The organism is Niastella caeni (genome assembly GCF_004834005.1).
GTDB classification, from domain to species: domain Bacteria; phylum Bacteroidota; class Bacteroidia; order Chitinophagales; family Chitinophagaceae; genus Niastella; species Niastella caeni.
The window spans coordinates 403127-420678 of the sequence record NZ_STFF01000003.1 but is presented as its reverse complement, the minus strand read 5'-3'; the positions used below and the strand labels follow the sequence as shown (position 1 = coordinate 420678).

Sequence of the window (17552 nt, the reverse complement as noted above, 5' to 3'; positions counted from 1 at the left end):
AGAAGCGGGTAGCGAGTAGTAAGTAGTAAGTAGCGAGTAGGGGAAAGCAAGAATACGCAAAGATAGCCAGATGTAGTGAGCAACGAATAAAAGCCTTACTAGCCACTTACCACTAGCCTTTATCATACACGATTTATCAATTACAATATGACATATCAACAATACCTTGCCTTGCTTCCTTTTATAATACTGGCAACCGCAGCCATTGTGGTGATCCTGCTCATCGCCTTCAGGCAAAGTCATACCGTTATACAGGTGACAGGCTTTATGATGATGTGCGGTGTGGTGCTTGCCATGTGGTATGTGCGGGATACCTTGCCGCGTGAAATACCACCGTTGTTTGTGGTAGATGGGTTTGCTGCTTTGTTCACCGGCCTCATCATTTTCTCGGTGCTGGTGGTGGGTTTGCTTTCCTATATTTATTTTGAAGAACGCGAAGAGAATCCCAAAGAATATTACATCCTGTTATTTCTTGCTACATTAGGCGCAGCCGTATTGACCATCAGCCGCCATTTTATTTCGCTGTTCATTGGGTTGGAATTGCTGAGCGTAAGCCTGTATGCCCTCATCGCTTACCTGCGTAACCGGAACAATGCGGTTGAAGCAGGTGTAAAATACCTGGTGCTGGCGGCATTGTCGTCTGCCTTCCTGTTATTCGGCATGGCCCTGATCTATATGGAAACGGGCAGCATGGAGTTTTCAGCCATCGCCCGCGCGATCGATGCCGCAGGTATGTCAGTTTTATTTGTGATGGGCATCGGGTTGATCGTTGTAGCTATCGGATTTAAACTGGCCCTGGTGCCATTTCATTTGTGGGCCGCCGATGTATACCAGGGTGCGCCGGCGCCTGTGACGGCCTTTATTGCAACGGTTTCAAAAATTGGCGTGTTTGCCGTATTGGTACGTTTTGCAGAAGCGATCCACCTGGAAACATATCCGCTGGCGGTTACCATTTTTACTGTTATTGCCATCGCCTGTATGATCGTTGGTAATATACTGGCCCTGATGCAACAAAACGTCAAACGCCTGTTGGCGTATTCATCCATTGCGCATTTTGGTTATTTGCTGGTGGCGTTTTTGTCGGGCGAAGCCGGTGTTGGAGCTGCCGTTTTTTATCTGCTTGCCTATTCCATTACTTTATTATCTGCCTTTGGCATCATCACTTTATTATCTACCCAACGCAGAGATGCAGATGACCTGAGTGGTTACCGCGGATTGTTCTGGCGAAGCCCATTAATGGCGGCCATCTTTACCGTTGCGTTGTTATCATTAGCCGGTATTCCGTTAACAGCCGGGTTTCCGGCCAAATTCTTTATACTAACCGCCGGCGTACAACAAAATATGTGGTTGCTGGCCATTGTGCTGGTGCTCACGAGCGTTATTGGTTTATATTATTACCTGCGTATCATCAGCACCTTGTTTGCCGCACCGCCATTAACACCGGTAAAGGAACGCACCTTGCATCCGTTCTTTTATTTTGCAACCTATGCTTCGCTCGTCGTGCTGATGTGCCTGCTGGCTTGGATCGGGGTGTACCCGGGGTTCATTGTTGAGAACGTGCGTGAGTTTTTGTTGATTCATTAGATAAATAAGAAACAGTTTATAGTTTGTGGTTTATGGTTTGTGGTTCTTTAGTTCGAAAAGTCGTTAGTAATCGGCGGCCGCGCCTTTATGCAGGTAATTTTCAAAGCGCCAGAAAGTCAGTTTTAAAGGTATATGCTGGTTTTTTAACCGGTTTGTGTATTAAATCTCAAAATCCCGAAATCTCAAAATCTCGAAATACAATAATTAGCAATAGTTACTTTTTGAATGTTACGTAAACAGTATCTCCTTTGCTAACAAAGCAGGTATCTACTTTCACGGTAACCATACTATCGGGCAAGGCTACTTCTACTTCATAGCAGCTTCCGAGGAAAGCTACTTCCATTACTTTTCCGGCTACTGCCGTTTTGCTTTTTTTTGCTGAAAGCGTAAACGCTTCCGGCCGTATAAACAATTTCTTACCCTTACCATATATATTTGGTATTTCTCCAAATGCCGCTGCCTGCGTTTTGGTGAACGCATTGTATTTGCCGAATAGCCCGGCTGCATATTCATTAACAGGTTGCCGGTATATTTTTTCGGGTGTGCCTTGTTGTATGATCTGTCCGCTTTTCATGATCAGTATTTCATCGGCCCAGCTAAGCGCATCTGCCGGATCATGGGAAACGAGCAAACAGGTAATGCCCAGCTTTTCGCCCATCTTACGGATCACAGTCCGCAATGTATTTCTATGCAGTACGTCGAGGTTGGAAAACGGTTCATCCAGTAAAAAAAGGGAAGGAGCGCCTATGAGTAATCGCGCCATGGCAATGCGTTGTTTTTCACCGCCTGAAACCTGGTCGGTTTTGCGTTTCAATAGATGGCTGATATGACATATTTCATACAGGGTTTGTGCTTCCGCTTCGGGCAGGGTATTGGCGTATTCCAGTATCTCTTCTACCCGGTAATTGTTGCGTAGTTCAAAGTGTTGCGACAAATACGCCATTTTTGGATGGCCCGGGATTAGTTTTTCATTCGGGCCTTCTACGTGTTTGTTTTCAAACAATACTTCACCGCTGTCAGGTTGCACCAGTCCGCCAATGATCTTCAGCAGCGTGCTTTTGCCCGAGCCGGATTCGCCAACGATCGCCAGCTTTTGAAATTTCTTTTGCGTGAAAGAGATCTCCTGTAAAACAACATTTCCATTTATCTGTTTACTGACCGCTGAAACCTTTAATAACGCCATAGGCTCAAAAGTAATTCAAAAGCAGTTACCAGTTACCGGATTCCGGTTGCCCGGACCTTAGCGCAGGAATGCCCGCCAATAATAAGACTGCTATTGACGAAAGCCCGGCAACTGGAGTCTGGTAACTCATATCCCCATCCTGTGTTTCAGATCATGAAACCTCGGGTCTGCTTTTACTATTTTGTAGGGAGGGTATTCAATAAAACAGGCAACGGGTCCCATTCTTTTATCAATGCATTCATTGAGGTAATAAAAAACTTTGTCGAGGTCGCCAAGGCCCAGCCAAACGGCGGCCAGATCGCCATCGACTACAGAGTCAGGCTCTTCCTGCTGCCTTTGTTCCAGTTTATGCACGCATTCCATCGCTTTGTCGGTCATGCCCACGCGGCTGTAGGCAACACCGAGACCCATTAACCCTTTCAGCGGATGATTGGTAAGCCGGTGCACTTCTTTAAACAATTCAAGAGCGGTTTGCCAGTCGCCTTTCATCCCAATGGCCCAGGCCTTCATTTCAATACCACTACGCATTTCGGGGTTCATCTCCAGCAGTTTTTCTGCCTGGCGAATGGCATCATCGAACCGTTCTTCAAATATATACATCGTGCCGAGCGACTTGATAATCGCGGGCGAAAGAGGATCGATCTGTTCCGCTTCTTCCAGCGTTTTCACTGCCTGATCTTTTTGCGCCATGGCGATATAATAAAAACCAAGCAGGTCGTAGGCTGTGGTCTCTGCCGGGTTCAGTTCAATAGCTTTTTGCAGCGCTTTGTAGGCTTCCTGCCATTTCCATTCATAAAACAGATTGGGCATTGCCTTGGCAATATGGCCTTCTGCAACGGAGTCGTCGAGCTCCAGGGCTTTATCGGCATATTGATGGGCGATCTCAAAAGCGGTGTGCGGGATCATTTGTCCCATGGCACCAAGTGTGGCATATGTTTGCGCCACCATGGCATAAGCCTGCGCATAGCCGGGTTCAAGCGCAATAGCCTGTTTAAAACAGTCAATAGCCTTGCGATTGTCGGCCGGTGTAAGCTTATTTTTAAAATGTAAACCTTTCAGGTAATGCGTGTAGGCCGTAATATTTTTAATGCTTGATTTTATAGATGGCACCTGTTTCTGGCCGCCTGAAAGGTTTTCTTTTAATTTATTGGCGATAATACCGCTGATCTCGTCCTGCACTTCAAAAATATCATCGAGTTTGCGGTCGTAGGTTTCACTCCAGATGTGAAAGCCGTCTGCGGCATTGATGAGCTGGGCGGTAATGCGAACACGGTTGCCTGCTTTGCGCACGCTGCCTTCCAGGATCTTATCAACGTTCAATTGAATGGCAATGTCGCGAATGTCGTCGTTCTTTCCTTTAAAGGCAAAGGCCGAGGTGCGTGATGTTACCTGCAGGCCGTCGACCCGGGTAAGGGTGTTCAGCAGTTCTTCGGTAATGCCATCGCTGAAATATTCATTTTCAGGGTCGGCGCTCATGTTTACAAAGGGGAGCACCGCCAGCCGGTTTACCGGAGCGGCCGTTTTGCCCCGCACTTCATTGCGACCGGGCACCACGATGCCATTGTTGGCAATGGCAAAGACCCGAATGGGTTGTTTTATGTTTTTTAATTCAAAATATCCCAGTTCCCTGGTTTGAATATGTTGCTGATTGCGGACTTCGTCGTACACTTTTTCAGAAACAAAAACACCGCCGGGCACGGCCAGCGATTCGATGCGGGAGGCCAGGTTCACGCCGTCGCCATAAATGGATTCTTCTTCAATAATTACATCGCCGGTATGGATACCGATGCGCAGGTCAACCTGTGGAGCCTGTTGCAATTGCTGCTGGATATCAATGGCAGCGTGCACGCTATCGATTGCACTGTGGAAAATACTCAACGACCCGTCGCCATAATATTGTAAAATTTTACCATTGAACCGGGCGATAGTTGTTTCTAAAACTTCCTTGAGCCGCTGGCGCTTGTGGCGGGCCAGTTGCTCGTTTTCCTGCATAAGGGCGGTGTACCCTGTCATATCGGCAAATAAGATAGCTGCAAGTTGTCGCATACAGTATGCAATTTAAGTAATATGTGGAAAGTAGGAAGAGAAGTATATGACGAGTGGGGGAAAAGCTAGTGGTGAGTAGTAAGTGGCGAGTAGGGAAAGGCAAGAAATGCGTGAAGATTGCAGATATAGTGAGTGACGAATAAAAATCCTCTACTAGCCATTTACTACTAGCTACTGGCCAATGCACTATTGGCCATTCACGATAGTAGTATTTGATTTGTACACATTACAAGAGATGGTATAGTTCTTGGTATGATGGAGCAATTGTGAAAGTAAACCATCAGCAATGATCAGGAATATATTTAACAATAACATATATAAACAACCGATTAATGATCGCACATTGAAATGGGTTGTTTCGTTAATTATAATTGCCTGTGTGGCGCTGTTGCTGACGATTGCTATTCTCAGTATATCATTGCCCAATTCGCATATTAGCATATTAACACATTAGCTAATTAGCACATTGACTATCCCGGAGGCGTAGTGTATTCTCAAACCTTAGGGGTTTGGCCATTACAACCATTATCCTTTATAGCATAATAGCCATGAATGCATTGTAAGTCTGCTGCGGTGGACAGCTAAACGGAAAAGGACCCGTCATAAGGCGGGTTCTTTGCATTTGTAAACCAGACAACGATCGAACTTGTAAGCAATGGCGCTGTTTGGGTAAAATGGAAGTAAATAAAAAAGCCATGAATAACCCGTTCCGGCCTGGCCGGGGAGCGGGTTATTTGTTTTATTGACTATTATTATATGTACGGGGTTTTGGCGTTCCCTTGAATTCAGCTACTAAATCATGTGAAAATCAGGAAAATGCATGTTTAATTAATTTAAACTGATGCTTTGCTTTAATCATTATCCGACATTTAGTTGACTCCGTGTGCAATTGTGCCTAACTTGGTAATTAAAATATAACAGGAAATTTGCACGTCTGTCATTTGGTATTGTATATTTGCCTCATAGCAACACACTCCAAGGGAAAAAGTAGATCCATTTTTAAAACCCAACCAAACGCTGTTTATGATTTGTAACCAAAAAGCCCAGACTTGTCTTTTTACTGCTAATTATTCCAGTCATTCTAGTTGCTATAATAAGTCCCAACGTCTACCTATTGTTTTATTTGAATTATTATCGACTTAGGAATTCGGTTTAATCACTGTTACCCAATCCTTCTATTTTTTGGATTATATTATTCCTGTTATTGCTTATAATTATAGGTATAGGACAGGCATCTTCTGCTCAATTCGTAGATATATAAACTAAATAAGCTTCTTCTTGCGTAAGTGGATAGGGACCATATTGATTGTTTTGTGTAGCTGGTTAACGGCATTTAACCAGATAAAAACAGATTCATCTGCAGACCTGGAAAATGATGAGCCCACGACTTATTTCCTGGAGCACCGTGGTTGTAAAACGGTTGTCAGAATACCCGTCTATGCTTATGTATATGTTCCCGTGATGAAAGAACCCGTAAAGATGGTTGAGCCCGCAAAACCACAACGGATCCCATTCTTACAGGTGCATGGCAATGTCATGTACAACGTTAATTATTATTCTAATATAGATACACCTTTCAATGAGCAGCATGTTTACCAGCATACTATTCAAACGTACCTCGATATCACTGTAAAGGGGCAATATCCCATGCGGGTATACCTTACCAACCGGTTCAGCAATTCAAACCTGTTCCGGAATTTTTCTGATCTTAATTTGAACTATAACAATACACAGTTCACACAAAAGATCAAAACACAGGTGCGGGAAAAGTTCCTGGCTTCTTTACCATCACCCAAAGTTCCCGACAGCCTTCAGCACGAACTGGATCTTGCTATTAAGAAATTGAAGATGCTGGAGGGCTGGATAAAGAATCCCGGGCTGATACAAAAAATGGTAGAAGAAAGAGAACGGAAAATGCGGGATTCCCTGAAAGGTAAAATGGATAGCACTTTCAGGTTGCCCACAGTAGAAGTTCCAGCCGTTAAAGATTCTTTGCTGGCCCGGCTCGACCTGGATTCGAATTCCATTTACCAGCAATACACCCTGAAGAAGCAGCAGGCCGATTCATTGCGTAACCGGGTAGTGGTTTTACAGCAAATGATCAAAACGGCCAAGGGACAAACGCAGGAAGCGATACGCAAGGTGTGTAGTGATATTGAACAGGCAAAAAGCCCGGCTAAGCTGAAAGAGATCATGGCAGACCACCATATTGGGGATTCCATTTTGCCTAAAGGCTATAAAACTTTAATGGCTATTCGCTCTTTTGGCATAGGAAGAAGTGTGGTGAACTATTCTGAGTTATCTGCAAAGAATATTTCGGTGAACGGGTTTCAGGCAGAATACAATCCTGATGCCTATTATGCAGTAGCCACCGGCAGTGTTGATTATCGTTTTCGCGATTTTATTGTAAAAGGACCAAAGCAATCCGGCCAGTACCTGACCGTATTACGATATGGAAGAGGATTGAAGGACGGCAACAATATTATTTTTACCTGGTTCGGCGGCCGCCGGCAGCTATACAATGCCGGTACCGTAGATACATCACAGGGACCATCGCAACCTGTAGCGGTGCAAACGCCTTCTTCGGCCTTAATGGGTTTTACACTGGAAGGGACCTGCCGGCTTACCAAAAATATTATGTTGACGGCCGAAGTGGCCAAATCATCTTACCCGGTATATGCGCTGGACTCAGCAGGCAAAAGCAGTCTGCCATCGCAGATGCTGGAAATGAGCAACCGCCACAATGAGGCCTATTCATTGAAAGCGGATGGCTTCTTTCCGAAAACACAAACCACGGTGCGTGGTACCTTCAAAAGACTGGGCGCCAATTTTCAATCGTTCAGCACCTTCACCGATGGTTCTGCACAAACCGCCTGGAGCGCGCACGTGCAGCAATTGTTCTTTAAACGGCAATTGACATTGACATTGGGCGCCAATACCAATGATTTCAGTAATCCATTCATAGGTAGTCAATATAAAAGCACTACCGTTTTTAAAAGTGTGCAGGCAACGTGGCGCCGGGCGAAATGGCCGGTGGTTTCAGTAGGATATTTCCCCAGCAGCCAGATCACCAAACTGGGTGACGGGCAATACCAGGAAAATCTCTTTTATACATTGACCGGTAACGTTACACATTCTTATAACGTACGGCAGTTGATGATGAATTCTTCCCTGGTGTATACGCAGTTCTATAACCGGTCAACCGATTCGGGCTTTGTATATTTTAATACAAAGAATCTGTTGTTAAGCCAGTCTTTTTTCCTGCAACAGCTTACCCTGCAGGCCAATGCATCCGGCGCCTTCAACCAGGATTACAAACTGTACACGCTGGAAGGAAGAGCGCTGTATAACATCAACAAGTATATTTCATTGGGAGCAGGCATCAAATACAACCGGCAAACGGTTTTCAATATAGATCAGCTGGGTTATTCTGCTGAAACAACCTTGCAGATCCCCAAATTAGGCCAAATACAATTTTCAGCCGATAAAGGATTTATCCCGGGCATGAATAAACAACTCGTGCCGAATAATACCGGCAGGGCTACTTATTTTAAAACTTTTTGAACAGGCTCTTATGTATAGAAAATGGATGCTTTTTAGTTTACTGTTGGCAGGCGTGTTTACCTCTTATGCGCAGGTTAGCATGACGCTACAAGTACCACCTGCCGGTGTACTGATAAAAAATCAGTTATGGAACCTGGTGCTGGTGAATGCCGGTAATAATAGTCAGTTGGTAAAAGTGAACCTGGTGTTGCTGGATGTACAAACGAACCAACCCGTTATAACTGCAACTTCGGCGCCGGTATCATTGGGTAAAGGCGCCCGGCAATTGCAGGCGCGTGACCTGTCGCCTGTGCAGTATACCTACAGCATTCCGGCTGCCCGCGTTGATATGGATCCGAATGGTATGTTGCCCGCCGGCCGGTACCAGGCATGTTACACCGTGGTGGGCGTTGATAAAGGAAATATAACGCTGGTAGAGAATTGCATTCCTGTAAATGTAGATCCGTTAAGCCCGCCCTTGCTGAACACGCCGGCCAATGAAGATAAATTAATAACGCCTTATCCGCAGTTTACGTGGCTGCCGCCTACGCCGATCGGTCTTTTCAACGACCTGGGTTATGCAATGGTCCTGGTTGAAGTATTGCCTGGCCAGGGTAAAGCGGACGCCATTCAACAGAATATTCCTTTGAACGCTTCTGTATATACGAAAGACCTGTTCTGGAATTATCCGGCCTCATCGCGGTCGCTCGATACCGGCAGGATATATGCCTGGCGGGTGGTGGCCATGAACAGTGGTAAACCCGTTGCCCTTAGTGATATCTGGACATTCAAAGTGTCAAAAGTTAAACCCGGTTTGGTAACCGAGAAAGAAGTGCCGTATGTAGCAATGAAACGTACGCAGGATGCCGTCATTGCCACTGCCGGTAATGTATTGCGCATCACCTATGATAATGCAGCAGCAGATACAACTATAAAATATACCATCACCAGCATAGAGGAAGCCGGTAACCCGGTGGTGCAGGAAGGAGAACTGGCAGTGAAATACGGTCAAAACCAGTTGCAGGTGCCGTTGAGGAAGAATAACAGGCTACAATCTAATAAAGTATACCTGTTCCGGTTTGCCAGTAGCCGTAATGAAAACTGGAGCGTGAAGTTTACCGTGAATAGGCAATAAGCAACCCTTCGACTTCGCTCAGGGCCAATGGACAAAGCCAACAATAAAAAATAGTACCCACTTAATATACCCCAGCATTATGTTATTGAGTTTAGCTTTAAGGTATCAGAAACACATCGCCTTGTTCCTGTTGAGTATTTCATTTGTTCAGATAACCATCGCAGAAAGGATCAGCTATTGGTATGCACCACGAAGGTCAGCCGTTCGCTATTCTTCTGGTGGCGCGCTCAATGCTTTCACTGCTTTAAGTAATGTGGGGCGCAACGGTGCGCCAGTCGCAATTGTAAAGAGAGAAGGTGTTCCTGCTACCGGAAAAAATAAGGATGGCGTTTTCACCGGCGGCCCCACACAACCCGAGAGCCAGTCGTTTTCATCGGTTAACAGTAACAACATGGTTGACCTGTTCAGCGGTGATTTCAGTTATAATATTCCGTTGCTGGATGTTGGGGGTTATCCGGTGAATATTGCTTACCACAGTGGCATTACTATGGATGAAGATGCCAGTTGGGTAGGGCTTGGCTGGAATATCAACCCGGGTTCCATTACCCGCAACATGCGTGGCGTGCCCGATGATTTTAATGGAGGCACTGATACCATGAAGAAGGTGTCGTCAATAAAACCCAACAAGAATTTTGGCGTAACGGTAGGAGCAGATTTTGAATTGTTTGGTCTTCAGGCATTCAACAAAAATAACCAGATCGCTTTCGATACCGTTAGTAAGGGCATAACCATTGGCGCGAGTTTAGGCATCTTTCACAATACGTATAATGGCTGGGGAGTTGAGAAATCAATAAATGCTTCTATAAGTGCAGGTTCAAAATCGTTCGGTAACCTGAGTGCGGGCTTGTCTATAACCAATAATTCACAGACCGGCATCTCTATTAATCCCAGTTTATCTACCCAATACAAATGGCATAATAGCAATGATGATGGCGGCGGCGGTGGCGGCCTGGGGGGATTTGCTTCTTATAATTCAAGGACCGGTCTGAAAACTTTACAATTAGGACTTAATTCCAATGGATGGCAGAAAAAGAAAGGGGAGAATGGGGTCAGGAGTGCTTCCGCCGGCTTTGGCACTCACTCTTTTGCATGGCCTGCTTACTCGCCCATTATTACCATGCCCATGACCAATACGAATACCAGTGTTACGCTTAAAGTGGGTTATGAAGTAAAGGGGTCTCATCCTGAAGTTTTTGTCAATGGGTATGGAGGAAAAGAATATATAGCCTCTGGTGATACTTCAGTGGCTATTCCGGTGTTTGGCTACCTGAATTACCAGAACATGGTCGGTAACCGCAATGCATTGAGTGACTTTAACCGGGAAAAAGAATTATCCTACCGGGAAAAGCCGGCCATTCCACATATTGCAGTCCCTTCCTACACCTACGACGTATTTTCAATTTCGGGTGAAGGTACGGGTGGTGCATTCAGGCCATACCGCGGCGATATCGGTTTCGTCGCCGATCACCGCATCACCAGTAAAACAATTACCGATGCTGTGAGTCTTGATATTGGTTTAGGTGATGTGGTGCATGGTGGAACCGACATGAACAGTAATTATTCCTATACGCAAACGGGACCGTGGCAGTCGGAAAACGTTATGGGCGAAACGATCAATTTCCGTAATAGCCAGGGACTTTTTGAAGCGGCTTATTTTCGCAATCCTGCAGAAAAATCGATCAATACAACGGCTTTTTATGACGCTATCGGTGGCGATGACGTGGTAGCGCCCGCCTTATCGCACAGAAGCTGGAGTAGTCCTACAATTATTGCTTCCAATACCCTTAACCGGTATAACAAAAAGAAAAAGGTTGGCAGCATTGACCTGAATGCGGCGAATGCCGTTCGCAATACCCGCGACAAACGGTCGCAGGTAATTTCCTACCTCACGGCCGCCGAGGCTTCCGTAGTGGGTTTGGATAAATACATTTATCATCATACCATAAACAAATTCGGTTCGCGTCATTGTGATGATGTTTCGGTAGGCGATACGTTGGGTATTGGCACCGGCGTGCTGGGATATTATTATCCCAACAGATACTTAAAAGCACCTTACTGGCTTCCCATACAACATAACCGGAACGTTTTCTTTGACTGGGAGAAATGGACGCCTTACTGGCTTGATAAGGGGGGGTATCCGCAAATCAAGATTGACAGAAAATTTCCAAATGATAACTTTACCGTTCGCTGGCTGGGCCGTCTCAAAGCGCCCGTAACCGGTATTTATGATTTTGGCATCCGGGTTGACGACAGGTGCAGGTTATGGATGAATGATTCTATCCTGATTGACAATTGGCGGCCTGGTTCAGGACCGGATTGGACAACGGTGAAGGTAAACCTGGTAAAGGACCATTTTTACAACCTCCGCATCGAATATATAGAACTGGGCGGCGATGGCCATGCAATTATGCAGTTTGCCTGGAGAAGACCGGATCAACCCAATCGGCCATTTAACAGGGTCAATAAAGATACGGTTGATGGAAAATACCTGTATCCGCCGACATTCGTTGATACGGCCATTATAGATGAGGTTATTACCCGCGAAGACCGGGTAAATAATTTCCGCAAAAGCAGTCATATTTCCGAAGTGGATGTGTTAAACCCTGATGGCCGCCGGTACGTATATGGCATTCCGGTATATAATATAGTGCAGAAGGAAACAAGTTTTTCGGTGAACAAAGATGGCGAGGAAAATACCCAGACGGGCATGACTGCCTATTCCGGCACAGAAAACAGTACGCAGAATAACAGTGGTAAGCAGGGCTATTACAGCCGGCAGGAAACGCCGGCCTATGCCCACTCATTTTTGTTGACCGGCATTTTGTCGCCAGATTATGTAGATGTAACCGGCAATGGCATAAGCGACGATGACCTCGGAGATGCCGTAAAATTCAATTACGCAAAAAGCGCCGGTATTGCCAGTCCGTTTGAATGGCGGGCACCGTATAACGACAGCGCCAATTATAACGAAGGACTGAAAACCTATAACCGCGATGATAAAGCGCATTACATCAGTGGTAAAAAGGAAATGTGGTACCTGCATACCATAGAATCAAAGACCATGATCGCCACCTTTACCCTGCAGCACCGGGAAGACCTGCTGGAGATCAGTGAAAGCGGTATAAAGTCAAACAGGGATAAGGCATTTTGCCTGAAAAAGATTGACCTGTATTCCAAAGCAGATTTTTTAGCGCATGGAACAAGTGCAACGCCTGTTAAAACCGTTCATTTTGAATACAGCTATGAATTGTGCCGGGGTATTAACCGCTATGGTAATAATGCAGGCAACGATTCGGGCAAGTTAACCCTGAAAAAGATCTGGTTTACTTACAACGGTAATGATAAAGGGAAACTCAACCCATACATATTTTATTATCACAACAACAACCCGCGGTACACTACCAATGCTAACGATAAATGGGGTACTTATAAAGATCCGGCTCAAAATCCGGGTGCTACAACCGGCAATCCGTTAAATAATGCAGATTATCCGTATGCTTTACAGGACAGCTCCCTGGCTGCGTATAACGCTGCTGCCTGGACGTTGGATTCTATTAAACTTCCTTCCGGTGCACGAATTAAAGTGAAATATGAAAGCGACGATTACGCTTATATACAGAATAGAAGAGCAGCACAAATGATGGAGCTTGCCGGATTCGGGTCTAATACGGCTGGCCCTAATAGCGACAGATTGTATTCTCCCACAGACCTGTCGTTGGGAAATATCGATTACCGGTATGTGTATGTAAAAGTGCCGGTTGCAGTGAGCACAAAACAGGAATTGTTTGCCCGCTACCTCAACGGAATGAGCAAATTGTATTTCAGGTTGTTTATGAAAATGCCGCCTACTGATAAATATGGTACCGGTTCGGAATATGTGCCTTGTTATGCACAACCGGATACGGCTTCCGCTAACTGGTACGGGCTTACCAGTGATCCGAATGTTATCTATATCAAAATAGCCGGCGTGAACAATGATGGGGACGGCCCCGGGTCATTAAGTCCCCTGGCGCAGGCTGCTATCAATTATCTGCGGTTGAACCTGCCTTCCAAGGCTTATAAAGATTCAGAGCCCGGTGATAACCTGAACGCACTTGAAGTGGTGCGCATGATGGTGCCCCAGTTGGCTGACGTTAGTAACATGCTGCTTGGCTTTAATAAATCGGCCAGGTTGAAGAACTGGGTATCTCATACTACGCTTTCCCGTTCCTATGTACGACTGAACTGCCCTTCGCTTAAGAAATTGGGCGGTGGCTTACGGGTAAAAAGCATCCTGATCTATGATCACTGGAATGCCATGACGAAAAAGAAAGAAACAGTTTTCGGGCAGCAATACGATTATACCACCCTGCAATCAGTGAACGGAAAAGATACGCGCATTAGCAGTGGGGTGGCAGCCTGGGAACCGGTTATCGGCGCAGAAGAAAATCCATTCCATTTACCGATCGAATACCAGGAGAAGGTGTCTATGCTCGGCCCCGCTTCGGGTCAGTATAGTGAAGAGCCGCTGGGCGAAGCGTTCTTCCCCGGAGCTTCTGTGGGCTATAGCAAGGTGCGGGTAAGAAGCATACATACCGATAAAACCCGTTCTGCAAATGGTTATTCCGAAACAAGGTTCTATACAACATACGATTTTCCCACAACCTGGGACTGGTCGATGTTCGATGGCGATACCAAAAAGAGATATAAACCTGTATTGAGAAATTTCCTTCGGCTCGATGCCAAAAGCTTCCTGAGCATTTCACAGGGCTTTAAAGTGGAGTTGAATGATATGAATGGGAAATTGCGGTCAGAGGCTTCCTATGGGGAAACAGATCCTGTTCATCCGGTTTCGTATACCGAGAATTTTTACCGGGTTGATAACGGAAACGTAGCGTTCAAACATCTGAACAACGTGGTTACCACCATCGATCCTTATGGGAACATCGATACCGCGGCAACCATTGGGAAAGATATAGAATTGATGGCCGATATGCGTGACCAGACCTCTGTATCTATTGGCGCCAACATCCATTTAAACAGTGATATGTTTACAGTTGCCGCTTTACCGGCGGTGATCCCAACCCTGTTGAACCTGGCCCAGAAAGAAACAACCCGGTTCCGTTCGGCGGCAATGACTAAAGTAATTTACCGGTATGGTATTATAGACAGTGTAGTGCATATTGAAAAGGGCAGCAAGGTTTCTTCCGAAAACCTGGTGTACGATGCTGAAACCGGCGATCCGTTACTGATAAGAACACGAAATGAATTCAATGATTCAATGTATCAGTTCACCTACCCGGCGCATTGGGTATACAAAGGCGTGGAGCCTGCTTACAAAAATATCGGCGCCATCCTGAATCACCTGGAGGTGAGGAATGGTAAAATAATAAACGGTACCAACGGGAATGATTCCCTGTACCTGGCTGCAGGAGATGAATTACTGGTATACAGTAAAGAAACCATCAGCACAACAGGATGTACTACCAATGCTTTTGCAACCTTTCCCGATAGATATAAATTATGGGTAATTGATTCCAACAGCGTACGTGGTGGCGAACAACGCCTGTTCCTGGTTGATAAGAATGGAACGCCATTTTCAGGTAACGATATTACATTGAAAGTGGTCCGCTCAGGGCGTCGCAATATGAATGGCGCGGTTGGCTCTGTAGCATCGCTTAAAAGTCCATTAGTGCGTGATGGGGAAGGAAAGTACCGACTGGTGTTCGATACCGCTACGCGGGTGATCAGCGCCGGCGCCAGTGAAATGCAGCAATATTGGAAAGTGGCGGATAAAAGGAAATCTGATCTTACTAAGGATTGTGTTCCCACTTCCAGCGACAGCGCCAGGTTTGAAGCGGAAGCCTGCTCGTGCATGAAACCATTCTTTGATTACCTCATTACCTCGCAGCAATTATTTGTAAGAGGTTTTGGGCAACGCAAAACGATCGGGCAGTTGGTTAATGAAGCCAATCTTAATGTATCCGGTTGTCCCATTTTGCAGGAAAATCTGAACAGTTATTTCAGTCCGGTTTCAGCAGATCCCAATGGCTCCATCTATACCTGCCGCATTGGAAATGTAGAGCTTAACCTGGTGCGCCGCAGGGCTTCCATGGAATCCTTCTTTAATTTAACTTCCAGCAGTTGTACATCCGAAGGGGTGGTATTTAAAAATCCGAACGTAGTAATTCAGCAACCCGATACCGTGACCGTGCGTATTGCGCCTGATTTTTCAGCGAGCCTGCTTTCAATGCAAAATTGTCCAACGTTCAGAGATTCGCTTACGCTGACAGATTCAGTATCGGATCGCCTGCTGGTAGAAACCAATCTTGATCTGGGCGGATTCGAACGCAATGCCATTGCCATCATGCGATTTAATAACATCAGGCATCTTCCGGACGCTGCCAACATCTTATCGGCAAAATTGATCTTACAGGCCGATCAGCGTGGGCATCATACGCTTTGGCCCAATGCCAATTCGGTAAACCCGGTCGATACCCTGAGCATATCGCTGGCTACACCCGGCTGGTACCCTAAAGTGCCGATAGACACCTTTCATAGCGAAGCGCTTAACAGTGATTGGCATAAAGAAGTCGGCAGAACGGTCCCATTCCAGAATGATACTATAGATGTGAAAGAATACCTGGAGGGTTATCGCAATTATACGTATGCTTCGCGGTCGTTCATTTTAACACAGGGATCGCAGGATTTTCATAAAGATGTATCCGATACTGCCGGTATGCCCGGTTACCTGCAAAGTGGTTATGGTAATTATTATTCAACTTATTATTCGCAACGCCATGCAGACTCCGCCAAATGGCCGGTGATGGAAGTGACCTATGTGGTATTGCCGGCAGAACCAGACACCATGGGCGCTGTGCTACGGTATAATTCTACCTTACAATGTACTGATATCAACAGCGCTTTGTGCTATAGCGCTGTTACAGATACAACGGTGAATCCCTATCAGTATGGCATCCTGGGCAATTATCGTCCATTACGCAGTTATGTATATTATAGTCGTCGCATGGAATCAGATCCATTGCAGCCGGTCAACATCCGTACCAATGGCGCCATAAAAGATTTCGCTCCTTTCTGGATCTTGCAGGGCAATCGTTGGGCGCCATCATACGACACCACCCGCTGGGTATGGAACAGTGAGATCACCATGTTTAACCGAAAAGGATTTGAGCTGGAAAGTAAAGATCCGCTCGGCCGCTATAATGCAGGTATCTACGGTTATGGTTTATCAATGCCGGTGGCTGTGTTGCAAAACAGTCATTTCCAGGAAGGCGCTTATGAAGGTTTTGAGGATTATGGCTTTGAAACAAATAACTGTGATAACACCTGCCCGGTTGCCAGGTCGTTTGACTTCTCCGCTTACAAGTCATATTTGAGCACGGCTCAGGTGCATACCGGTTTATATAGTTTGAAAGTTGATAAGGATAGCCTGTATAGTATCTCTGCCAGTCTGCAACCGGCAGCAGATACCACGGAAGCTCAGTTAACTTCCGCGCTTGCGTCCGATGCCTGCGGTACAAAGTTCAAAGGCATGCTGGCATCAAAGAACACCATCCTGCCCAACTTTTCGCCAATACCTGGTAAACGGGTGATCGTGGGCGGATGGGTAAAAGAAGACAATAGCTGTTTGTGTAAAGGGTATACCCGCAATCACATCCTGGTAGGCTTTGTAGAAGGCGGCAATGTTACCAGCATTCAACTAACTCCTTCGGGTAACCTGGTAGAAGGCTGGCAGCGCTATGAAGCGGTGGTTGATATTCCTGCCAATGCTACACAAATGACGGTAACGCTGCAGGCATCCGATTCGGCCGCTACCTATTTCGACGACATCCGCATTCATCCCTATAATGCTCAAATGAGATCGTATGTCTACAATTCGGTAAACCTGCGACTGATGGCAGAGTTGGACGAAAATAACTATGCCTCATTTTATGAGTACGACGATGATGGTACGCTGGTACGGGTTAAAAAGGAAACGGAACGCGGTATACAAACTATTAAGGAAAGCAGGAGTGCGTTGTTGAAGGAAGAACAGTAATGAATGTTGAATATCGAATGTTG

6 protein-coding genes are annotated in these 17552 nt (G+C 45.8%); 4 read left to right on the top strand and 2 right to left on the bottom strand.

What is annotated here, in order from left to right; translation table 11 throughout:
• Positions 1–147: 147 nt before the first annotated feature.
• On the top strand, positions 148–1584 hold the full coding sequence (locus FAM09_RS13010; RefSeq protein ID WP_136577550.1) for an NADH-quinone oxidoreductase subunit N: 1437 nt from the start codon (positions 148–150) through the stop codon (positions 1582–1584).
• 214 nt (positions 1585–1798) lie between these two features.
• On the opposite strand, the gene FAM09_RS13005 is transcribed toward FAM09_RS13010, so the two are convergent.
• Together FAM09_RS13005 and FAM09_RS13000 are read right to left on the bottom strand one after the other, a co-directional pair.
• The gene (locus FAM09_RS13005) at positions 1799–2767 is read right to left on the bottom strand and encodes an ABC transporter ATP-binding protein (RefSeq protein ID WP_136577549.1); all 969 of its coding nucleotides are present in this window, start codon (positions 2765–2767) and stop codon (positions 1799–1801) included.
• Between the two features lie 126 nt (positions 2768–2893).
• Positions 2894–4813 (bottom strand): adenylate/guanylate cyclase domain-containing protein, encoded by a 1920-nt coding sequence (locus FAM09_RS13000; protein WP_136577548.1) that lies wholly within the window; start codon positions 4811–4813, stop codon positions 2894–2896.
• A 1278-nt stretch (positions 4814–6091) separates the two neighbouring features.
• Here FAM09_RS13000 and FAM09_RS12995 point away from each other — a divergent pair.
• The 3 genes from FAM09_RS12995 to FAM09_RS12985 all read left to right on the top strand — a co-directional run bounded on the left by FAM09_RS12995 (position 6092) and on the right by FAM09_RS12985 (position 17529).
• Positions 6092–8377: a hypothetical protein gene (locus tag FAM09_RS12995; protein ID WP_136577547.1), complete on the top strand. Its 2286-nt coding sequence runs from the start codon at positions 6092–6094 to the stop codon at positions 8375–8377.
• A 10-nt stretch (positions 8378–8387) separates the two neighbouring features.
• The gene (locus FAM09_RS12990; protein WP_136577546.1) at positions 8388–9491 is read left to right on the top strand and encodes a hypothetical protein; all 1104 of its coding nucleotides are present in this window, start codon (positions 8388–8390) and stop codon (positions 9489–9491) included.
• A 79-nt stretch (positions 9492–9570) separates the two neighbouring features.
• Complete coding sequence (locus tag FAM09_RS12985; protein ID WP_136577545.1) at positions 9571–17529, top strand: PA14 domain-containing protein; 7959 nt, start codon at positions 9571–9573, stop codon at positions 17527–17529.
• Positions 17530–17552 lie beyond the last annotated feature (23 nt).

Coding starts and splice junctions, on each gene's coding strand:
- FAM09_RS13000 (WP_136577548.1), bottom strand. CDS start 4,813: ATGCGACAACTTGCAGCTATCTTATTTGCCGATATGACAGGGTACACC.
- FAM09_RS12985 (WP_136577545.1), top strand. CDS start 9,571: ATGTTATTGAGTTTAGCTTTAAGGTATCAGAAACACATCGCCTTGTTC.
- FAM09_RS13010 (WP_136577550.1), top strand. CDS start 148: ATGACATATCAACAATACCTTGCCTTGCTTCCTTTTATAATACTGGCA.
- FAM09_RS12990 (WP_136577546.1), top strand. CDS start 8,388: ATGTATAGAAAATGGATGCTTTTTAGTTTACTGTTGGCAGGCGTGTTT.
- FAM09_RS13005 (WP_136577549.1), bottom strand. CDS start 2,767: ATGGCGTTATTAAAGGTTTCAGCGGTCAGTAAACAGATAAATGGAAAT.